At 46.2% G+C, this 19,699-nt stretch carries 22 protein-coding genes; 3 read left to right on the plus strand and 19 right to left on the minus strand.

Annotated features, from left to right (window positions below; translation table 11 throughout):
- Positions 1–45 precede the first annotated feature (45 nt).
- The 15 genes from deoC to NSU05_RS20105 all read right to left on the minus strand — a co-directional run bounded on the left by deoC (position 46) and on the right by NSU05_RS20105 (position 13,981).
- On the minus strand, positions 46–717 hold the full coding sequence (gene deoC, locus NSU05_RS20035; RefSeq protein ID WP_038428061.1) for a deoxyribose-phosphate aldolase: 672 nt from the start codon (positions 715–717) through the stop codon (positions 46–48).
- A 105-nt stretch (positions 718–822) separates the two neighbouring features.
- Positions 823–1,764, minus strand: a complete 942-nt coding sequence (gene deoR / locus NSU05_RS20040) for a DNA-binding transcriptional repressor DeoR (protein ID WP_015250869.1) — start codon at positions 1,762–1,764, stop codon at positions 823–825.
- Positions 1,765–1,897: 133 nt separating this feature from the next.
- On the minus strand, positions 1,898–2,725 hold the full coding sequence (locus tag NSU05_RS20045) for a DUF1206 domain-containing protein (protein WP_038429902.1): 828 nt from the start codon (positions 2,723–2,725) through the stop codon (positions 1,898–1,900).
- 72 nt (positions 2,726–2,797) lie between these two features.
- Entirely contained in the window at positions 2,798–3,910 is a 1,113-nt protein-coding gene (eutH, locus tag NSU05_RS20050; RefSeq protein WP_038429904.1) for an ethanolamine utilization protein EutH, read from the minus strand.
- A 69-nt stretch (positions 3,911–3,979) separates the two neighbouring features.
- Positions 3,980–5,317, minus strand: coding sequence for an MmgE/PrpD family protein (locus NSU05_RS20055; protein ID WP_038429905.1), 1,338 nt, complete (start codon positions 5,315–5,317; stop codon positions 3,980–3,982).
- Positions 5,314–6,456 carry an N-acetyl-sulfur-metabolite deacetylase SndB gene (gene sndB / locus NSU05_RS20060; protein WP_003227116.1) on the minus strand — a complete coding sequence of 381 codons (1,143 nt, stop codon included), beginning with the start codon at positions 6,454–6,456 and terminating at the stop codon, positions 5,314–5,316. Before sndB ends, NSU05_RS20055 begins: the two co-directional genes overlap by 4 nt.
- A gap of 16 nt (positions 6,457–6,472) precedes the next feature.
- On the minus strand, positions 6,473–7,222 hold the full coding sequence (locus NSU05_RS20065) for an amino acid ABC transporter ATP-binding protein (RefSeq protein WP_003243284.1): 750 nt from the start codon (positions 7,220–7,222) through the stop codon (positions 6,473–6,475).
- A gap of 12 nt (positions 7,223–7,234) precedes the next feature.
- A complete protein-coding gene (locus tag NSU05_RS20070) occupies positions 7,235–7,909 on the minus strand; it encodes an amino acid ABC transporter permease (RefSeq protein WP_003227111.1) in 675 nt (224 codons plus the stop codon).
- Between the two features lie 22 nt (positions 7,910–7,931).
- Positions 7,932–8,726: an amino acid ABC transporter substrate-binding protein gene (locus tag NSU05_RS20075; protein WP_003227109.1), complete on the minus strand. Its 795-nt coding sequence runs from the start codon at positions 8,724–8,726 to the stop codon at positions 7,932–7,934.
- A gap of 24 nt (positions 8,727–8,750) precedes the next feature.
- Positions 8,751–9,248, minus strand: coding sequence for a sulfur-containing aminoacid acetyltransferase SnaB (snaB, locus tag NSU05_RS20080; RefSeq protein WP_014478464.1), 498 nt, complete (start codon positions 9,246–9,248; stop codon positions 8,751–8,753).
- Between the two features lie 13 nt (positions 9,249–9,261).
- Positions 9,262–10,587, minus strand: a complete 1,326-nt coding sequence (locus tag NSU05_RS20085) for an LLM class flavin-dependent oxidoreductase (protein WP_038429906.1) — start codon at positions 10,585–10,587, stop codon at positions 9,262–9,264.
- 428 nt (positions 10,588–11,015) lie between these two features.
- The gene (yxeI, locus tag NSU05_RS20090; RefSeq protein ID WP_038429907.1) at positions 11,016–12,002 is read right to left on the minus strand and encodes a penicillin V amidase; all 987 of its coding nucleotides are present in this window, start codon (positions 12,000–12,002) and stop codon (positions 11,016–11,018) included.
- A gap of 154 nt (positions 12,003–12,156) precedes the next feature.
- The gene (gene yidA, locus NSU05_RS20095; protein WP_003243315.1) at positions 12,157–12,969 is read right to left on the minus strand and encodes a sugar-phosphatase; all 813 of its coding nucleotides are present in this window, start codon (positions 12,967–12,969) and stop codon (positions 12,157–12,159) included.
- A 39-nt stretch (positions 12,970–13,008) separates the two neighbouring features.
- The gene (locus tag NSU05_RS20100) at positions 13,009–13,566 is read right to left on the minus strand and encodes a hypothetical protein (protein WP_038429908.1); all 558 of its coding nucleotides are present in this window, start codon (positions 13,564–13,566) and stop codon (positions 13,009–13,011) included.
- Positions 13,547–13,981, minus strand: a complete 435-nt coding sequence (locus tag NSU05_RS20105) for a DUF3255 family protein (protein ID WP_015715009.1) — start codon at positions 13,979–13,981, stop codon at positions 13,547–13,549. Before NSU05_RS20105 ends, NSU05_RS20100 begins: the two co-directional genes overlap by 20 nt.
- 90 nt (positions 13,982–14,071) lie before the next feature.
- Here NSU05_RS20105 and cotNE point away from each other — a divergent pair, with 90 nt between their 5' ends.
- On the plus strand, positions 14,072–14,437 hold the full coding sequence (gene cotNE, locus NSU05_RS20110; RefSeq protein ID WP_003227093.1) for an inner spore coat protein CotNE: 366 nt from the start codon (positions 14,072–14,074) through the stop codon (positions 14,435–14,437).
- Positions 14,438–14,685: 248 nt separating this feature from the next.
- Positions 14,686–15,039, plus strand: a complete 354-nt coding sequence (locus NSU05_RS20115) for a hypothetical protein (RefSeq protein WP_003236356.1) — start codon at positions 14,686–14,688, stop codon at positions 15,037–15,039.
- Positions 15,040–15,082: 43 nt separating this feature from the next.
- Here the strand turns inward: NSU05_RS20115 and NSU05_RS20120 are convergent, their stop codons facing one another.
- Entirely contained in the window at positions 15,083–15,481 is a 399-nt protein-coding gene (locus tag NSU05_RS20120; protein ID WP_003243293.1) for a hypothetical protein, read from the minus strand.
- A gap of 177 nt (positions 15,482–15,658) precedes the next feature.
- Between NSU05_RS20120 and NSU05_RS20125 the strand changes: the two genes are divergently transcribed.
- Positions 15,659–16,624: an iron-hydroxamate ABC transporter substrate-binding protein gene (locus NSU05_RS20125; RefSeq protein ID WP_015715010.1), complete on the plus strand. Its 966-nt coding sequence runs from the start codon at positions 15,659–15,661 to the stop codon at positions 16,622–16,624.
- Between the two features lie 40 nt (positions 16,625–16,664).
- On the opposite strand, the gene NSU05_RS20130 is transcribed toward NSU05_RS20125, so the two are convergent.
- From NSU05_RS20130 to yxdL, 3 genes are read right to left on the minus strand one after another with little or no spacing between them, the layout of a single operon-like run.
- Entirely contained in the window at positions 16,665–17,012 is a 348-nt protein-coding gene (locus tag NSU05_RS20130) for a YxeA family protein (protein ID WP_003227084.1), read from the minus strand.
- Between the two features lie 13 nt (positions 17,013–17,025).
- Positions 17,026–18,894 (minus strand): ABC transporter permease YxdM, encoded by a 1,869-nt coding sequence (gene yxdM / locus NSU05_RS20135; RefSeq protein WP_038429911.1) that lies wholly within the window; start codon positions 18,892–18,894, stop codon positions 17,026–17,028.
- Positions 18,869–19,642 (minus strand): ABC transporter ATP-binding protein YxdL, encoded by a 774-nt coding sequence (gene yxdL, locus NSU05_RS20140; RefSeq protein ID WP_003243557.1) that lies wholly within the window; start codon positions 19,640–19,642, stop codon positions 18,869–18,871. Before yxdL ends, yxdM begins: the two co-directional genes overlap by 26 nt.
- Positions 19,643–19,699 lie beyond the last annotated feature (57 nt).

The raw sequence follows: 19,699 nt of genomic DNA on the forward strand, positions 1-19,699 counted from the left end.
ACTGTTTCCTCAGAAAACGGAAAGCAGTCTGCCTTCCGTCAGCTCTTAATAGTTGTCTCCGTCTGATGCATTTTCTCCTTTTACGATAGAAACGCCTGCGCTGGCGCCAATTCGGCTTGCTCCAGCCTCAACCATTGTGTCTACATCTTCTTTCGTTCTGACGCCGCCAGATGCTTTCACGCCGATATCAGGTCCTACTGTTTTGCGCATTAAGGCGATATCTTCCTTCGTTGCGCCGCCTGTAGAAAAGCCTGTTGATGTTTTTACGAAATCCGCTCCCGCAGACACCGCTAAACGGCATGCACGTTCTTTTTCTTCATCAGTCAGAAGGCACGTTTCGATAATGACTTTGACAAGCGCTTTTCCGGCTGCAGCTTCCACTACACCGCGGATATCAGCTTCCACCACATCGTCTTCCTTGTCTTTTAAAGCGGCAATATTAATGACCATATCCACTTCAGTGGCGCCTTTTGAAATCGCGTCTTTTGTCTCGAACGCTTTTGTTTCAGTTGTATTGGCACCGAGCGGGAAGCCGATGACCGTACAAACGTCGACTCCAGTTCCCTTAAGCTCTTTTGCAGCAAGCTCCACCCATGTCGGATTGACACATACTGAAGCAAATTTGTATGTTTTCGCTTCTTCAATTAGTTTTAGAATGTCCGCTTTTTGTGTATGCGGTTTCAAAGCTGTATGATCAATTATGTTGGCTAATGACATCCTTCGCACACTTCCTTTTTTGTTAAGATATTTTTTAGCATAACCGACTTTTGAACATATGTAAATTGGTAATTGAAATTTTGTTCAACGAAAGGTTTGAACGTGTCACAAATCATTAACAAGCGCCCTCGCGGTATGCTGGTCAATGATTAAAACGTTGGCATATTTTCCGGTTAATGCTCCGTGAATGGAAGATACTTTTCTGCTTCCGCCGGCAACTAAAATGGAGCGTTCCTTCAGCCTGAGGTCTTCAAGCTCAACACCGATGGTCCGGTCATTGATGGCGCTGCTGCAAATATTCCCTTTCGCATCAAAAAAGCGTGAACAAATATCCCCTACGGCCTGTTTTTTCAGCAGGGCTTTCTCTTCTTCGTTAAAATATCCGAGCCGGAACAACAGCGCTTCGTCACGGACAGTCCCCACCGTGAAGAGAGCGATATTCGCCTGCTTTCCCATCTCGATGATCCGCTCAATATGACGGTCTTCCTCCACCATTCGCTTCACATCCGCATTATCAAACACGACGGGAAGCGGGAGATAGCGCGGCATCGTTTGAAAAGCCTCTGCAAACAGCTGAATCGTTTCAGCCGAATACGTGTTTACCCGGGAATGGCTGATGCCGCCTTTCAGCTGGACGACCTCGACGCCTTTTACCTGCTTCGGCTGCATGTTTTGCGCGATTTGATACATGGTGGTTCCCCAGCTGACGCCGACAATGTCGCCGTCTTTTACCGTTTCATGCATATATTCTGCACCATAGCGGCTTAGGTCATGTGTAATTCCTGCATAATCGGGTGTCGGGGAAAACACAACATGCGCCTCAAGGAGCCCGTATTTCTCTTCAAGTATGGAACCGAGCGCATCCAAATCCTCAAAAGGGTCCATGACGCGAATCTGGACATACCCTTTTTCCTTTGCATATTGCAGCAGCCGGGAAACGGTTGGCCTTGAAATGTTGAGCTGCTCAGCAATTTGCTGCTGACTGTAGTCAGACTGATAGTAAAGCCTTGCCGCTTCTATGCTTAATTGCTGTTTTTCCCGATCCATTCTGCACCTCCCTGTGGATCAGTCCTGATAAAACTGCTTTTGATTTGCTTTTATTATACAGGCTGGCGCCGGCTTTCATCCACCTGATTTCTAAGAAACTGAAAAACGCTCTGGGCGCGGACCTGCCCAGAGCTTACTTCTCCCAGGTCATATGCTGATAAATGCCTTTCATAATGGCGTACATTCCATATAGGATCAGGCCTAATGCCAATATAGACAGAATCAATTTGCCATGCGGCTGCTGCGCGAGTTCGGCGAGCGCACCGTCAAAGCCTCTTGTGTCGTCGGGATCAGCGGTCATGGCTGCCTTGATGAGAAAATAGCCGATAGCAGAGAAAATAATGGCCCGGGCGATATTGCCTGCGCGTCCGGTGTTTTTCGTGATGCATATCATTTGTTTGTTCATTTTTGACGTATCAAATTCTTTCATAAAAGCAGCCCGAACACCTTTCATAAATTGAACAATCGCAAATACGATAAAACCCGCACCCGTAAGCCCTGTGAGCCATTGGCCGAATGGCTGCGCCAATACATAAGCGGACCACGTCTGTTCTGAAGTGCCGCCGTCCCCTTGGCCAAACACAAATCGCAAGGCATTCCAAGCGATGGATGTGTAAACGGCGGCACTGAAAAAGTTTCCTATTCTCCGTGACAAGCCTCGCCTGCTATTTCCGTGCCCCTCCGTGTCCTTGATCGCGCTTAACACCATCCAGATCACATAGCCGATAAGGCCAATACCTATTAAAAAAAGCAATAGTGACCCATACGGCATGCGTGATAGCGTTTGGAGCGCTCCGCTCGAATCTTTCGCGCGGCCTGCCCCGGCAGCCGTCATAAAGGCCAAAACCCCAAGCAGAATAAAAACGCCGCCGAATGTAAAATAACCAAGCCTCCCGAATCGCTTGATCCAAGGCTTGGTTTCCTGTTTTATTTTTGACATGTACCGGTCTTTCACCGCCATGTGTCCAACCCTCTTTCACAGAAATCTTTACTGTAACATTCCCGATTGGACAAAGTTGAAACAGCTTCTGCCTCAGCTATGGCTGGCTGAGATACGTTTTTGCTGTTTAGCTGATTGTGCAGGTGTCATCCAAGCAGCCGCTGCGGCAGCTGTGACTCCGCCTGCTAATTTCCCAATGATCATGGCCGCCGCCATTTCTTTTTTCATTCCAGCTACAAAACCGAGATGGCTGCCGAGTACAAAGGCGCCGCTGACCGCAAACGCGACATTGATGACCTTTCCTCTCGGCGTCATATCCTTTAATGAAGCCAACATTGGGATATGATGCGCCAAAGAGGTCACTAAGCCTGCTGTTGCTGTCTCATCTAAATGAAGGTGTTTCCCCAGGGCCTGAAGCGGTTTTTTAAAGGTTTTTGTAATAAAAGCCGTCATTGGAAACGCCCCTGCCAAGGCAATGGCGATGGTCCCTGTCGTTTGTATCCCTGTCTCGACATTCTCCATTCCCGGAATCAGCACAATGCCGGTCATCGCTTCGACAGAAACAGCTGCAAGCCCGATAATCGCAACCACACTGACCGCTTTCCCAAAGAGATGAAACAACTGAATCATATTGTCGGTGTATCGCCATAACCCAAAAGCGATCACAGCAGATAACAGACTCGGGATCAGAAGATTTTTACCTATCATGCCGATGTCAAAGCCTGCGCATAATCCGCCGATTAAGCAACCGATTGGCACTGTGCACAGCCCGATTAATATGCCTTTCGCAAAATACGGATGATCCTCTTTTTCGATGATGCCAAGAGCGACGGGAATCGTGAAGACGATTGCCGGCCCCATCATTGTTCCTAAAAACACCCATGAAAACAGCCCGGCCTGCGGATCTTTCGCCATTTCTCCAGCCAGCGCATATCCTCCCATATCAATCGCCAAAATGGTGTTCGCAAAGGAAGAAGGATCCGCGCCAATCGCTGTGTAAAACGGAGCAACAATGGGAATCAGGATTGCTGCCAGCACGGGCGCCAGCGACACAATTCCGATCATGGACAGCGCCAGCGGCCCCATAGCCTTAAAGCCGTCCGCAAACCGCTCGCCTAGCCCCCATCTGTTTCCCAAACAATAATCCGCCGCTCCCCATAGTAAAAAGGCAGCCAAAATGAATACAACCGCGTCATTCACCGTCATGGTTTTCTCCTTTTTCAAACGTATGATTGGTTTTATCATATCATCTGAAATCACCGAATAGAGTTGATCTTATTCAATATGAGCTAAAAATTCTGTTATATCGGCTTTTTCAACGGCTGTTATGATTCTCCGCGCTTTTTCTTGCGGGACCGTTAATGTCAATTTTTCTTTTATGTCCTCTTCAGACAGCTCATTTCCTGGCGCCCCTTTTGGGCAGTCCACACGCGCTTCGCAAATCCGGCCGTCTGATAAATAGGCCCGGACAATCGTGAAACGGCCTTTTGGAACGGCATGAGGAGCCGGCTGAATAGCATTGTCATATACGCGCTGAATTCGCCCCATTGTCGTTTGAACCCCGCTTGGGATCGGCTGGCTGCTGAAATGTTCAACGGTCAGGCCGTGTCCATGCAAAGCAAGAGCAATCACATATTCAACGCTGAAACGGCCTTCCTCTCCAGTTTTTGGAGATCTTTCCGTCAATGCAGCATCTCCGCCTGGCGGAAATATCACTTCAATACGTTCGGTATTGGCAGCAGAAATGGTTTCTTCGGAGATAAGCTGTCGTACCGCATCTGCAGCATGGTGTGCCGCGGAACAAAATGGATAGATTTTAAACCATAGACCCGGCTGCACAATTCTCCACGGTGCCCCCCAATCGTTTAGCAAAGTGTGTTGTGCTTTTTCAACGTCACCGTACAGACTGAAGAAACCAGTTTCTCCATCAAGTGCCGTGCGGGACCCGCCAAATTCTGATTGGGCCAGCTTAACGGCCAGCAAGCCAGCCTGAGCCGCCAGACCGGCGTGCAGCGGTTTCATTTCTGTTCCAAATTGCACCCTCATCCCAGCAGATTGCGTAGCCGCAAAACCAATTGCTTTTTCCTGCTCTTCCTGAGTCAGCTCCTCAGCATAACCTACGGCGCAGGCAGCAGCGATTGCACCAAGCGTACCTGTATTATGCCAGCCCTTTTCATAGTGGCTGCTGCCAATTGATTCGCCCAGCCGTGCCATCACTTCAACACCAACAATATAAGCGCCAAGAAGCCGCTCGTCATGTCCGCGAGCGGCAGATGCAATAAGGGCCGGCACGATGACTGCACTGGGGTGTCCTCTTACATCGGAGTGGACATCATCAAAATCCAATGCATGAGCGATAAATCCATTGAGCATCGCGGATTGTAATGGCGCGGCCTTTTTGCCCTGTCCGATAATAGGAACAAGAGGCAGGCCTCCTTCATCCTCTATCAGCCGGAGCAGCTTTTGAATTCCTTTATCTTCTCTTCCTGCGAATGAAGCGGCAGTAAAATCAAGTAATCCCTTTTTTGCTTCGTGAATCGCGTCAACTGAATGCTCAGGTTGTGACGTTCTCACAGCCGCTGCAAGACCTGCTGTCAGCCCTTGTTTGCTCATTTGATGGTCTCCAATACAATAACCGCCAGCTCCGCAAAGTACTGAGAGGCAACCGTAAGGGCTTCTTCATCCAGTGTAAAGGCCGGATGATGCCACTCCTCCGTCCCGTTCGTTCCCATCCAGACAAAAAATCCCGGAATCTTCTCTTGATACAGAGCGAAGTCTTCTCCGCCCGGAGACTGCTCAGCGTGAACGGTTTGATAGCCAAGCCGTGCCGCAGCTTCGGATGCCGCATTCAAAAATGTGCCGTCATTCTGAACGGAAGGCAAATAAGGAAACCACTTGAATTCTGCTTGTGCCCCATAGCCCGCTGCAATTCCTTCAGCCACTCGTCTCATATGCTCGGGAACAGCCTGCCTCGCTTCTTTTTGAAAGGTTCGAACCGTCCCCTCCATTTCAGCTTGGTCTGGAATCACGTTCCACGACGTGCCCGCCTGTACTCTTGTGATACTGACGACTGCGTTTTGCAGTGAGCTGATATTGCGGCTGACCACAGATTGCAGCCCGCTGATGATTTGTCCGGCTGCAGCGATTGGATCAATACTGTTATTCGGGATGCCGGCGTGTCCGCCTTTCCCTTTGATGACGATCTCAAACCGGTCAACACTTGCCATAAGCGGACCTTCCTTTACACCAATGGTTCCGACAGGCAGATCCGGCTTATTGTGCATGCCGAAAATCGCGGAAACGTCATTAAGTACGCCAGCTTCTAGAACCTTTCTTGCTCCTGCGGCAATTTCTTCGGCCGGCTGAAAGATAAAGCGGACTGTGCCTTTCAGCTCGGCCTTTCTTTGATTCAGCAAAATCGCTGTGCCGATAATAGAAGCAGTATGAAAATCGTGTCCGCACGCATGCATTGTGCCATCAACCTTAGATGCAAACGGGAGATTCGTCTGTTCTTGGATCGGGAGAGCGTCAATGTCCGCTCGTATTGCTATCACGGGGCCGTCTTCCCGTCCTTTGATTTCTGCAATCACACCAGTCTCCAATTGAGGAACATCAAGTATTTCGATTTGCTCCTCCTCAAGCCAGCGGCGGATTTTTTTCGTCGTTTCAACCTCTTGAAATGACAGTTCAGGATGTTCATGAAGATCACGCCGCATATTGATTAAACGGGTATAAAACGCTTTGTCGGCCATTGTTCTTCTCCCCTTCTTATATAAGCTCTGCAGGCTCTCCCACCTGCTTGATAAATCGTTTCGTCCGTTCGTTTTTCGGATGGTCAAACAGTTCCTCTGGCGTTCCCTGCTCGATAATATGGCCGTCTGCCATAAAAATCACTTGATCAGCAACCTCTTTTGCAAACGCCATTTCGTGTGTAACAATGATCATCGTTGTTTGCTTTTCCGCAATGGATTTGATGACCTGAAGCACCCCTGTGACGAGCTCAGGGTCAAGCGCTGAAGTTGGTTCATCCAGCAAAATCGCATGCGGATTGACCGCAAGCGCCCGGGCGATGCCGATTCGCTGCTGCTGGCCGCCGGACATTGTGATCGGATAGCTGTCAGCCTTATGCTCCAGACCGACTTGTTTCAGAATCTCCATTCCAATGCGTTTCGCTTCGTCGCGTGGTTTATGTTGAGCCACGATTAAAGCTTCTGTAATGTTTTGCAGAGCCGTTTTATTTTTAAACAGATTGTAGTTTTGAAAGACCATGGCCGTTTGCTGGCGAAGCCGATGTGCTTCCTTGCGTGTAAACTTTTCCGCGTTCAGTTTGGCTTCTCCTATTTCAATAAGTCCTTGATCCGGACGCTCTAATAAATTTAAGCACCGGAGAAGCGTTGACTTTCCGGAACCGGACGGACCGATGATTGCCACCACTTCTCCGCGTTTCACTTCTAGATCGATTCCGTCGAGCACGACGAGATCTTTAAACGCTTTGCGAATATTTTTTACTGTTATCAACTGATTTCACCTCTAAGTCCGGTATGGCTTGCTCATGGCACGTTCAAACAAGTCCTGCAACATGCTGTAGATCATGGTAAGAACCCAATAGACGATCGCAACCGCCAAGTACGTCTCAAAATATTTGAGGTTTCCTGAAGCGTACATCTTCCCTTGGGCGAACATCTCCATGACCCCTAATGTAAAGGCCAGTGACGTTTCTTTCAGGAGCCCGATAAATGTATTGCCCGTTGCCGGAATCGCATTTCGGATCGCTTGCGGCAAAATAATCCGTCTGTATGCCTGAAATTTTGTCATTCCGACAGACAGGCACGCCTCCAGTTGCCCGTCATCAACAGAATTGAGGGCAGCCCGGAAGATTTCTGCCAAATATGCTGCATTTTTTAAGCTTAACCCGATGATAGCGGCTGTGAGAGCTGTCATTTTGCTCATCTCTGGAAACAGCTGCGGCAGCCCGTAATAGATTAAGAACAGCTGCACCAGTGTCGGCACGCCTCGGAAAAAGGATATATACAGCTTTGACAGCTGATGAAGCACTGGAATTTTGTTCTTTGTAATGAGTGCGAGAATAAGTCCTCCGATAATGGCAAAAATCATAGCCGCTATGGCCATAAACAACGTGATCGGAAGGGCCTGAATTAAAGTCGGGAACGCTGATATCATGAATTCCCAATCAATCGTGTTCATTCTGGTGAGTCACCGCCGTTTCTTAATGCTTCTGTTCTACTGTGATATCTTCATTAAAGTATTTTTCAGAGAGTTTTTTCAGTGTTCCGTCTTTACGCAATTCATCTAGCGCCTTATTGACTTTTTTGCGGAGCTTGTCGTGCGCATCGTCCTTGGCAAATGGGAATGCAACCTGTTCGTAAACAATCGGATCTCCTGCAAGCTTTAATGGCAAACCGGTCTTCTTGATTTGCGCGATCAATACAGTTCGGCTGTTGACATAAGCGTCTACCCGGCCGTACGCAACATCCTTCAGCGTACCCTCTTGTGTTTCATACGTTTTGATATTGATTTTTTTATCAGGATCTTTGCTTTCAAGGTTTTTCGCGTGGTTTGAACCGAGAACGGCTGCTACTGTCTTGCCTTTTAAATCGTCTACTGATTTGATGTCTGTATTGTCTTTTTTGACGACAATCTGTGTTCCCGCATAAGCGTATGGTTTCGTAAAGTTATACGTTTCCTTACGTTCGTCTGTCACAGCTACCTGGTTGGAAATGGTGTCAAGCTTGCCTGTTTGAAGCTCTCCCATCAGCCCGCTGAATTCAAGCAGCTTCCAGTCCAGTTTCATGTCAATTTTCTTAGCGACTGCTTCCATCACTTCAACGTCAAAGCCTGTCAGCTTTCCGTTTTCTTTATAAGCAAATGGGTAACTTTGTCCTGTCGCACCGACATGAAGCACATTGTCATCCTCTTTACTGCTGCTATTTCCATTGCCGCAAGCTGAGAGCACCGCTAATAATGCAGCAACGACCAGCACTGTCCATTTTTTCATCTTCATTTGATTTTCCCGCCTTTTCTATTTTTATAGATCATGTCGCAATTGTTTTTTCATATAGACTGTGATATGCCCTTTTCCAAGGTCTTGTTCACCTGAGCGGACATATCCTTTTCGTTCGTACATCTCAATCAGCCACGGATGCTTATCCGCTGTTCCGAGTGAGACAAACGGAACCTTTAACGTATCGCGAAGGATTGTTTCCTCCAGCCATTGAAGCAGCTTTGTTCCGATTCCTTTTTTTCCGGTGTCGGGGTCCACAGCAAACCACCAGATATGCGGAACGCCATACGGTCCCGGCTGTTTTCCCCAAGGCATTCTCAAGGTGATGGTCGCGATGATCCGCCCGTCTTCTTCCATGACGTAGCAAGCGTTTTTTCGAATATTTTGCAGCACCAAATCTAAATCCGCATGAGCGGCGGCAAAACGAATGCCGAGCTTTCGAATCGGTTCATAAGCCCGCAATGTCAGCGCGAGAAGCTGTTCGGCATCACGTTCAACTGCAAGGCGATATTGTGGCTTCATCTAGCGTTCCTCCTTACTTTGCATAGCGGTTTACCGGCTTTTCCAAACCGAAGTGCTCTCGTAATGTTGTGCCTTCATATTCTTTTCTGAACACGCCGCGCTCCTGTAAAATCGGAACCACTTGATCAACAAACACTTCAATTCCTTCTGGAAGAAGCGGAGGCATGATGTTAAACCCGTCACACGCTTTCGTATCCACCCATTCCTGCATTTTGTCGGCGAGCTGCTCCGGCGTGCCGACGAAGATATGGTGGCCTCTGGAGCCTGCAACGTATTTGTAAAGCTCTCGTATCGTCATATTGTCCCGTTCAGCCATTTCCTGAACAAGCTTAAAGCGGCTCTTCACCGCATTGGAAGCTTCTGCGTCAAGCTTCGGCAGCGGCCCATCAAGCGGATATGCCGACAAATCAATTCCGCCTAAGTAATTTTGGAGAATTTGCAGACCGACAGATGGGATAATCAGATCTTGAAGCTCCTTGTATTTGGCTTGCGCCGCTTCTTCTGTATCAGCAATGATCGGGAAAATACCCGGCATGATGGCAATTTTTTCCGGATCACGTCCGAATTCCGCAGCCTGTTCTTTAATGGAGTGATAAAATTCTTGAGCTGATTCCAGGTGGTTTTGTGCTGTGAAGATCACTTCTGCTGTTTTGGCAGCCAGCGCTTTTCCGTCTCCTGATGATCCTGCCTGGATAATGACCGGCTGGCCCTGCGGCGTTCTTGAAACGTTTAGAGGTCCGCGAACCGAGAAATATTCTCCTTTGTGGTTCAGCTCGTGCATTTTTTCTTTTTCAAAGAATTCACCCGTTTCTTTATTACGGATAAAGGCGTCCTCTTCCCATGAATCCCAAAGCCCCTTTACAACCTCGACAAATTCCTCTGCCCGCTGATAGCGCAAATGGTGTTCGAGGTGCTTTTCACCGCTGAAATTCAGCGCTGTTGATTCAATAGATGAAGTGACGACGTTCCATCCGGCACGGCCGTTGGACAAATGATCCAATGACGCAAACTGTCTGGCAATATGGAATGGCTCGCTGTATGTAGTGGAGGCTGTTGCTGTCAGTCCGATTTTTGATGTGACCTGCGCCAAAGCAGAGAGCAGGGTGAATGGCTCAAACCTTGTTAATACATTTGGGTGTGATTTGCTGTCAATCGAAAGGCTGTCCGCTAAAAACAGCATATCAAGCTTGCCTCGCTCCGCTGTTTTCGCAAGCTCTTTAAAATAATCCAAATTCATGCTCGCATCTGACGGCGCGTCCGGGTGCCGCCAAGACGCGACGTGATGGCCTGTACCTGCTAAAAATACCCCTAATTTGATTTGTTTCTTTTTGCTTGTCATGACGATACTCCTTTTATCATGTTTTTAGGCTGAATAATCCGAAAAATAAACTCCTATATTCCTAGTCGTTTAATATGAATAAATCAAAATGTACCTTTGTCTTGGACGTTTGTCAATGAGTTAAGATTAAATTTTTCTTTTTAAGCTGAAAACTCGCGGGATCATGGGGCGGCATTTGTGCAACCTGTATACTGGCAAAACCAGTCTGATGCTGAGACTCGTTTTGATCCAAAGTTTTATATAAATGTAGCTTGCACCTTATCTCTACTTCCGACCATACGCATTTTGCCGCCACTTTTGCTCTTTGCTAATAAACGCGCGTGGTCGCCGTCGTAGAACGGTCCATTTTCCCACTCATTCAGAAGCTGAGACATCACATAAAAAAATAAGCTGATCCCGGATTCATACCGAAATCAGCTAATTGAATCTTAATTAAGTTCTAGAATACTTTCTTCTGCTTTAGCAGAAAACACTTTAGGCTCAAGGCGGTCTAGGTCTTCATGAAATAAATTTACTTTTTGGATTTGCCGATTGTCATAGTGGTGGAAATAGTAGTTTCCAGTTTCGTTGCACATCACGGAAGTATATTGCGTATAATGAATTTCGTCTTCTTCCGTTATCACTGCGCCCTTTGGTATCGTCATATTTGCCAAAATTTGAAAAGCGGCTGTTACACCTTTCGTTTCATCGGCCGCCGGCTCTAGATGTTCTTTCAAATAAACAGCTCTGACAAACCGGGAAGGCGGTGTATAATCCCCCGGCAGACCAACAGTTCCTAAGCCTTGGCCAAAAGCGGAAAGGGCTAATCCGCCCATCTCTTTGCTCTCTAATTGCTTCGGTCTGATTCCTGTATATTGCTGCAGATTGGTTACATGCCATATAAAGTCGGGGCTGTTCGTCATGACACCAGGTTGATTATCATAGACTTTGAGGCCGTCTGCTCTTGGTTCTATCGTCAGGCTTCGGCCCGTCCGGTCTGACAATATCCAGTGAAGCGGTAAAACTGTATCCAATAGATCTAATTTTTTCTCTACAATCGTTAAAGATCGAATCTTTTCTTTTACGTCTTCCAAAGACTGACAGACTGACAGCACCCATGTCACAAACTCATGCGGGACAATGTGAACGGTATCTTCCCGTATCGTTTTTTCGTACTCCGCATAGCCCGGAAAATAAAGCGCCGCACAAGATAAACCGCTTTCATTAACGCCGTCGGCAAATAATATATTTCCAAGTTTTCTCCCCATACCGATAAACGCGTACTGTGTCTGATGGGCCCTTCCGTCAGCTTCACTGTTCCAGCTGTAACGGCGCGGATAGAGAATCACCTCTGTCCCCAGCTGAAATGCAAAATCCATTGTTCTTGCTAATACATGTTTACGGTCAGCAGTTTCCAATGTAAGACTTGTGCACATTTGATCAGTCCCCTTTTCAATTCAGATTAATATCATACATATTGTGAACGAATTGGTTTTATCAGCATAACGAAAGTCAAATCGATTCGTCAAAGAATTGACATTACATCAAATAAAACGAAAAAATCCAGCCTTTAGAAGGCTGGATTTTTTATTATTTAGCCAAAACAAGCTCGTGAATCGCATGTGCAACGCCATGTTCATTATTGGAGCGTGTTTGAAAGTTTGCTGCTTCCAATACTTCTGGGATGGCGTTTGCCATGGCAACCCCGCAGCCCGCCCATTCGATCATTGTCAGGTCGTTCCCGTTGTCGCCTATGCACATGACTTCCGCCTGTTCAATTCCAAGCAGCTGAGCCAGCTGGCGTACAGCATTTCCTTTGCTGGCTTCCGAGTGCAGAATTTCATAAAAGAAAGGCGCGCTTCTGACCATTGTATATTTTTCTCTCACGTCTTTCGGAATCGATGTAATGACGCGGCTTAAGTTCTCCGGTTTATCAATAAACATCACTTTCGGGATGAGGATATCTTTTGGCACCTCGTCAATTTTGCGGAAATGAAGCGGCACCTGTGTCACATAGGATTCGTATACGGTAAATTCGCTAATGTCCCGGTTAGGCGTATACAAATTAGATGAGTCAAAGAAATGCATCGGCGTCTTCAGCTCTAAGCTCAGGTCATATAATGAAGTCAAATCATCATAACCGAGAGACAGCTCTGAGACCACTTCATTTGTATGCGTATTTTGAACAAGTGCTCCATTATACGCAATAACATAGTCGCCTTCTTCAATTAAATTCAGTTCATCTAAATATCTCTGCACACCCCCGATAGGCCGGCCGGTGCAAAGCACAATTTTGACACCTTCCGCTTTTGCCGCGTGAAGGGCGTCGCGGACCTCCTCTGTTACTTCATGATGATCATTTAAAAGTGTTCCATCCATATCAATTGCAATTAGTTTGTACATCCTGCATCTCCTTCATGTCGTTTTCAGGCTATAGTCCCATCATATCGTTTTTTCTTTTTGATATTCAACCGGAAGAGATGGTTTTCTCCGGATTCTGTTTAGACGCTGCCCTTGTCTTCGGATACGCAAGCGCGGTTTCCGCTTTCTTTCTGCCTTGACGCCGTTTTCTGCTTTTTTCTGTTTCATCAGCAGAAAGCCGGCAGCTAGAAAAGGAATGCCGGTTATATTCAAGATGGCAAGCTTCACACCCGCCGCGATGAAAAAGAACCCCCATGAAGATGATGGATTCCGTCTGATCATGACGTAAGCCGCCATTTCCAGAACAATCAGGATGGCATGAAGCACTATGCCATAAATCAGCAATACAAGGGCAAAAAACAATACATAATTCACGATTGCCCCTGAGTACATCATAGCGCGCATCATTTGTATAAACGATAAGGACTGCATGGAGCCGCTGATGACATTAGGGTTATAGATCGTATAGTCACTAAATAAATGTTTGACTTTGAGAAAAGCCCATAATATAAATATCCACTGAATAATATGTAAAACAAGCCCCGCTGCCACCAGTCTTTCAGCTTTTTGATTTCTCATCTTTCTCCTCCCTGCCGGTCTTTGATTCGATTCTTGTCATCGTTTTTGTCTGGCCATTTTGCTCCCATATCAATGTCCCGTTTTCTCCTCTTTTCAGCGTGCTTTTGAGCGGATAATAGGGGCCGAGGTACTGAATCTCGATAGACCCGTCAGTGCTTTGGGAAATCACCTTGTATGCCATAAAAGGCAGCTGTACCTCTCCTCTTCCTTCCATCACTTCCGTTTCCACAACCTCGTCTTCGGTAAATGTGACTGTTGCTGATTTCACGCCGTCCGTTGGCCCGGGGGCAAGCCCCTCATCCCACGTTCCGTAATAAAACGGCGTCTCTTCTTTTTGCTGCTGGCAGCCCGATACCATGATGCATACAGCAATTAAAAACAAAATGCCATATTTGTTTCTCAAGGGGATCACCATCCTTTCCTCCTTTTTTTGGGCGAATGCCGTGCCACTGTGCCAATGACTACATAAGTTATAAGGAATTCACCCACAAGGAGATTGATCATAATGAACCCTTATCAATATTACAGCCCTCAGCTGCCTCAGCAGGAACCTTACTATAGCCACTATGAGTACAATCCTTATCCGCAGCAGGATGTATACGATCCATACCAAATGGATAGACAGCCGGCATTGGAAAGAAGAATCGCAGCACTTGAACGGCAAAATGAACAGCAGTCAAGAGAATTAACCCGTCTGACAAACGAAGACCGCCGTCAAAATCGGGAAATTGCGCGGATTGCCGAACAGGTCAATCAGCTAAGCCAGGCTGTTGAACGCCATACACGCCGCTTAAACCGGCTCAATCAGCGCCTACGTACAGTAGAAAACCGGCTGAATATCCCATTTACTGCAGGGGAAGGCGGTTTCTGAGCGAAACAAAGAAAAAAAGCGGAATACGATTCTCCCATCTCAGGGTTTCGTTTTCCGCAATTCTTATATGTTAAAACGGAACATTTACATAAAAAGGGTTTGTACCCAGTATACAATCTTTACCGTTTTCATTCAAAGATAGAGGGGCTGAGGAAAATAATTGTAGTTCCTCTTTGACAGAATTTCTTTTCATTCAAGTTGCATGATAATACCGACTCACGTCAATCGATCACATGGAGGGATCATTCATGCATAATACACAACACGGCTTGCAGCAGCTGAACCAATGCCGCCAAACTGCTCAGCAGCTCATTCAGCAAACACAGCAAAGCAGCCAGCAATATCGCCAAATGCTTCATCAGGAACAGCAAAACATCCAAATGCTGCAGCAGATTCTAAACCACGAACAACAAGCTGCACATACCATTCAGCAAGCACTGCACGGGCATGATATGGCGATTCAAAAGTGCCAGCAGGTTGTCAACATGTGCAACCAAATGCAACAGGAACTTACTGGACAATCCAGCGTCATGAATACGAATGTGTCTACACTTCCATTCGGCCAAAACACGCCATTTCAGCAGCAATCCTACCAGCAGTAACATATAAAAAGCTCAACACAATGCGAGTGTTGAGCTTTTTTTCTTACTGTTCTTTGCGAATATGTATATCCTGAATAGACTGTTTCGGTGCATGAAATCTGCTCTCGGCTTCACTTCTTGCCTCGGCAAAAGCCCGCGCCTCCACATGATCTTTGTAGACATCCAGCTGAATCAAATACAGCGGGCGCACTTTAAATCCATGAATAATGGTCACCGCCCATAACGGGACCACAATAAAAACACCGGGCAGATCGGGCAAAACAAAACCAAACGCAAAAATGAAAAAATAAATGATGCCGTACATGATCCACTTTCTATTTCTAACCTTGATGCCAATAAATAAAAAGGCAAAAAAACTGGTAATGGCAAAAGGCATGAAAATAAACAGCATCCACCAGCTATGCAGCCATTCCCAAGCGGCACCTCTTTTTGTAATTCCCATATTTTTCTCCTCCTATTTACCTATAATAATCGATTAGGCATACCGCGTCACCCATAAACGGGAAAAACTTTCTCCCTTAAAAATAGTGATAGACGGAGAACAGGTTTCTTGCTATATTATTAATTGATAATGATAATCATTACTAATCTATTGAGATACATAGTGGGAGGGTTCTTGATGAAAAAGAACATATTGCTCGTGGGCATGCTTGTGCTGCTTCTCATGTTTGTCAGCGCTTGCAGCGGCACGGCTTCTAAAGGGAGCTCAAGCGATTCTGCTTCCGAAAAAACAGAAATGAGAACATACAAATCACCAAAAGGGAATGTCAACATTCCTGCACATCCGAAACGCATCGTCACTGATTTTTATGCCGGTGAATTGCTGTCTGTCGGGGCCAATGTGGTCGGCTCAGGCTCATGGTCATTTGATAATCCGTTTTTAAAATCAAAGCTGAAAAATGTGAAGGATGTTGGTGATCCAATCAGCGTTGAAAAAGTGATGGAGCTTCAGCCTGACTTAATTGTTGTCATGAATGAAGAGAATGTTGATAAATTAAAGAAAATCGCTCCGACTGTTGTCATACCTTATAACACAGCGAAAAACGTAGAAGACACAGTCAGCATGTTCGGAGATATCGCCGGAGCGAAAGACAAAGCAAAATCCTTTATGGCTGATTTTAACAAAAAAGCGGAAGCAGCTAAAAAGAAAATTGCCGGCGTCATCGACAAAGATGCGACCTTCGGCATTTATGAAAACACAGACAAGGGCGAATTCTGGGTGTTCAATGACAATGGAGGACGCGGCGGCCAAGCTGTATACAATGCACTTGGGTTAAAAGCCCCTGAAAAAATTGAGCAAGATGTCATCAAAAAAGGAGAGATGAAACAGCTCTCTCAAGAGGTTATTCCTGAGTATGCCGCAGATTATATGTTCATTACGGATTACAACCCGAAAGGCGAAAGCAAAACACTCGACAAGCTGGAGAATTCCTCTATTTGGAAAAACCTTGACGCTGTTAAACATAATCGCGTGTTTATCAATGACTTTGACACGTTCTACCCGTACGACCCGATTTCTGTCAGCAAACAGGTGGATATCATCACCGACATGCTGATCAAACGGGCCGAAGAAAATAAAAAATAAAAAAACGGCACAGCCATGACGCTGTGCCGTTTTTTATGATTCACTTTAATTTTGACTGTACGGAGTCCGGCATATCTTCAAACTTGACTTCTTCCCAAGTCTCGACATACTTTCCTTTCGCCTTCACCTTCAAATACGCGTTCTTCCGAAGCTCTTTGCCGGCGAAAAAGGTCACTTCTTCTTTTTTCCCGGATGCATTATATCCGTCTAATGTATATTCAGTACCGCCCGGACTAAGATGTCTGCCATCTCGATCAATCTGAACATAGACATCTTGCTGGTGAATAAACGGATTAAATCTGTCTGTAACATCGTTATGAAAAAAGAGAAGCCCGCATATTACGGCAGCAGCCGCCAAGACGGCCAGGATTGCCATTGCTTTTTTCATCTTTGCACTCCCCTTACTTGTTCATTTTTTTCAAATAGCTTGACCGCACCGCGAGGAAGAATAGAAGCTGAAAAATGAAAAACCCTCCGATGGTGAGACTGAGCGGCCCCGCTACATCGGAATAGCCTTCCACAGCCAATGTTCTCAAGGCAAACAGTGTATGCATGACGGCAATGACAAATGGAAAGAAGAAAAGAATGGCCAATTGTATTGTCACGCTTTGTGCCATTTCTCGCTCACTCAGGCCGATTTTGGCCAGTGAACGGTAGCGCTCCCGGTCTTCATCTAAATCAGTGAACAGCCTGAAATATAGAAAACTTGCTGCCGCGACAAAGAATACAATTGCGATAAACAGGCCGATAAATAAACTCAGGCTCGGCAGCTGCACCGTATCATAGTAAGTCCCCGCTTTTGAAGCAAAATCAGAATGCACGTCGATATAATTGCCGTAAATCTCATTTTGCAAGGATTGGCTGATCTCAAGACTGTCTTTCCAATGATCATAGCTGTAGCCGTATAATGACGCTTTATCACCGAGTGATTTCAGCTGATCAAAGGTTTGATCATTCACCGCGATGATAGCATTCAATGAGATCAGCGGTTTTTTGACTTCTTTTACCGACAGTTTTTGATCAGACAGCTCCCCTTTTTGGTTCAGCAGCTTCAGCTGATCCGGCGCTTCGTTTTTGAAATTGCGGTCATACGTTCCCGGGAAATAGACAGCCTCATCATTTTTCAGGCCGCTCAGCTTAACATGGAAGTATTTTGATACATCCGATTTGCTGATCATGTAAACAGGGGGAACAGTTTCTCCTTCCTGATAGCGAACATAGGAAACATCTATTTTGTCTTTCTTATACGTAAAGCCGTGTGTTTTCAGTTCATGGTCAATATCTTTCAAATGAGTCTGTTCTTTTGGATTGTTGCTGTAAGATAAATACTCCATTTCATAAGCGGACTCTTCCGCTCCGACGGTCGATTTGTACATCGCGAGCACGCCTGTCGCAGTAAACGCAACCGCGGAAATAATGCTGACAATAAAGAACAGGCGGGCGTTGTCTTTTAAACGATAGACAAGGTCAGAAACCCAAATGATGTTTTTCCCGCGCAGATAAAAGGTTTTCCACTTCTTCAGCGCGCGCAGAATCCATATGCTGCTTTGGCTGAAAAAGAAATATGTTCCGATGACGGTGAGCAGTAAAATGATAAACGGTTCGGCCCCGTGGACATTGCCTTTAAGAACCATGCCGTACCCGCCGCACAGACAGGCGATGCCGAATAAGGACAGAAGCACGGACGGCTTAGGCTCCGGTTTAACCTTGTCAGTGCCCTTTATTAATTTGATAACCGTATTTGATCTGACAAAAAGGATCGTAAACTGCGATAAAAAGAAAAATAAGAGCAGAAATCCGCAGGCCGTAATACCGAGCGCTTTCCAAGGCATATACAAAGGCAGCGCGTCCATTTCTAAAATATAAGCGCCGACCGTAAAGAACGTCTTTGAAAAAATGAATCCTCCGATAATACCGGCTGCAATTGACATGACGCCGATGATCATATTTTCCGCAGTAATGAGCTTTCTCAGCTGCCCCGGCGTGATGCCCTGCATGAGCAGAATGCCGAATTCTTTATTTCTCGATTTCAAAAATGCATTAACCGAATACAGAACAAATAAGAAAGAAAAAACAAAGATCATCCATTCCGCGGCGGTTAAGCCTTTTTTGGCGATGTTATTCAGGTAGCCTTCCTTTAATGCCGGATGAAACAGGAACATCGCAAAGGTAAAGAAAATCAAAACGGAAAAGGCGCTGCTTAAAAAGAATGCAAGATAAGCCCTTTTGTTTCTCGTGACGTTTTTATAAGCGAACTGAAGAAAGGTCATTTGCGTTTCCCCCCAGCATAGACAGCACATCAAGAATTTGTTCATAAAAGACTTGGCGGTTTTCCCCGCGGTAAATCTCATTAAACAATTCGCCGTCTTTTATAAAGATGACGCGGCGGCAGTAGCTTGCCGAAACCGGATCGTGGGTCACCATCAAAGCCGTGACATGATCATCCCGATTCAGGCTCTGCAACGTTTCCATGACGTCTTTTGTCGCTTTGGAATCAAGGTTTCCAGTTGGTTCATCGGCCAGAATGAGTGACGGCTTATGAATGACCGCTCTTGCGATGGCGGCCCGCTGGCGCTGGCCTCCGGATACTTCAAACGTCCGCTTGTTAAGCAGGTTTTCGATACCGAGCTTTGCCGCGATGCCGTGCAGTTTTTCTTCCATGACAGACGGCGCTTCTTTTTCAAGCGTTAACGGCAGCATGATATTTTCACCGATCGTCAGCGTGTCTAGAAGGTTGAAATCCTGAAACACAAATCCGAGCTGCTTGCGGCGGAAATGAGCGAGCTTTGTCCGCTTCAGGCGATGCGGGTTTTCTCCGTTAATCAGGATATCGCCTGAATCTGGACGGTCAATCGTTGAAATGATATTCAAAAGCGTTGTTTTTCCGGACCCGGACGGCCCCATCACCGCCGTGAACTCGCCTTCTTCTATTGAAAATGAAATTTGCTTTAAGGCCTGATAGGACACTTGTCCTTTATAGGTTTTATTTATATGTTTGACTTCAAGCATATTCGCCATGAAAATCCTCCTTATGGTTTTATTCTTGTTGATCTGGGCTGCTTTCATGTAGTGCCG

The organism is Bacillus sp. EU52, assembly GCF_037964975.1.
GTDB lineage: Bacteria > Bacillota > Bacilli > Bacillales > Bacillaceae > Bacillus > Bacillus subtilis.

What these genes read in the sequence shown, in the direction of transcription:
- deoC (WP_038428061.1), bottom strand. Translation starts at nt 717, where the DNA reads ATGTCATTAGCCAACATAATTGATCATACAGCTTTGAAACCGCATACA.
- deoR (WP_015250869.1), bottom strand. Translation starts at nt 1,764, where the DNA reads ATGGATCGGGAAAAACAGCAATTAAGCATAGAAGCGGCAAGGCTTTAC.
- NSU05_RS20045 (WP_038429902.1), bottom strand. Translation starts at nt 2,725, where the DNA reads ATGGCGGTGAAAGACCGGTACATGTCAAAAATAAAACAGGAAACCAAG.
- eutH (WP_038429904.1), bottom strand. Translation starts at nt 3,910, where the DNA reads ATGACGGTGAATGACGCGGTTGTATTCATTTTGGCTGCCTTTTTACTA.
- NSU05_RS20055 (WP_038429905.1), bottom strand. Translation starts at nt 5,317, where the DNA reads ATGAGCAAACAAGGGCTGACAGCAGGTCTTGCAGCGGCTGTGAGAACG.
- sndB (WP_003227116.1), bottom strand. Translation starts at nt 6,456, where the DNA reads ATGGCCGACAAAGCGTTTTATACCCGTTTAATCAATATGCGGCGTGAT.
- NSU05_RS20070 (WP_003227111.1), bottom strand. Translation starts at nt 7,909, where the DNA reads ATGAACACGATTGATTGGGAATTCATGATATCAGCGTTCCCGACTTTA.
- NSU05_RS20075 (WP_003227109.1), bottom strand. Translation starts at nt 8,726, where the DNA reads ATGAAGATGAAAAAATGGACAGTGCTGGTCGTTGCTGCATTATTAGCG.
- snaB (WP_014478464.1), bottom strand. Translation starts at nt 9,248, where the DNA reads ATGAAGCCACAATATCGCCTTGCAGTTGAACGTGATGCCGAACAGCTT.
- NSU05_RS20085 (WP_038429906.1), bottom strand. Translation starts at nt 10,587, where the DNA reads ATGACAAGCAAAAAGAAACAAATCAAATTAGGGGTATTTTTAGCAGGT.
- yxeI (WP_038429907.1), bottom strand. Translation starts at nt 12,002, where the DNA reads ATGTGCACAAGTCTTACATTGGAAACTGCTGACCGTAAACATGTATTA.
- yidA (WP_003243315.1), bottom strand. Translation starts at nt 12,969, where the DNA reads ATGTACAAACTAATTGCAATTGATATGGATGGAACACTTTTAAATGAT.
- NSU05_RS20100 (WP_038429908.1), bottom strand. Translation starts at nt 13,566, where the DNA reads ATGAGAAATCAAAAAGCTGAAAGACTGGTGGCAGCGGGGCTTGTTTTA.
- NSU05_RS20105 (WP_015715009.1), bottom strand. Translation starts at nt 13,981, where the DNA reads ATGGTGATCCCCTTGAGAAACAAATATGGCATTTTGTTTTTAATTGCT.
- cotNE (WP_003227093.1), top strand. Translation starts at nt 14,072, where the DNA reads ATGAACCCTTATCAATATTACAGCCCTCAGCTGCCTCAGCAGGAACCT.
- NSU05_RS20115 (WP_003236356.1), top strand. Translation starts at nt 14,686, where the DNA reads ATGCATAATACACAACACGGCTTGCAGCAGCTGAACCAATGCCGCCAA.
- NSU05_RS20120 (WP_003243293.1), bottom strand. Translation starts at nt 15,481, where the DNA reads ATGGGAATTACAAAAAGAGGTGCCGCTTGGGAATGGCTGCATAGCTGG.
- NSU05_RS20125 (WP_015715010.1), top strand. Translation starts at nt 15,659, where the DNA reads ATGAAAAAGAACATATTGCTCGTGGGCATGCTTGTGCTGCTTCTCATG.
- NSU05_RS20130 (WP_003227084.1), bottom strand. Translation starts at nt 17,012, where the DNA reads ATGAAAAAAGCAATGGCAATCCTGGCCGTCTTGGCGGCTGCTGCCGTA.
- yxdM (WP_038429911.1), bottom strand. Translation starts at nt 18,894, where the DNA reads ATGACCTTTCTTCAGTTCGCTTATAAAAACGTCACGAGAAACAAAAGG.
- yxdL (WP_003243557.1), bottom strand. Translation starts at nt 19,642, where the DNA reads ATGGCGAATATGCTTGAAGTCAAACATATAAATAAAACCTATAAAGGA.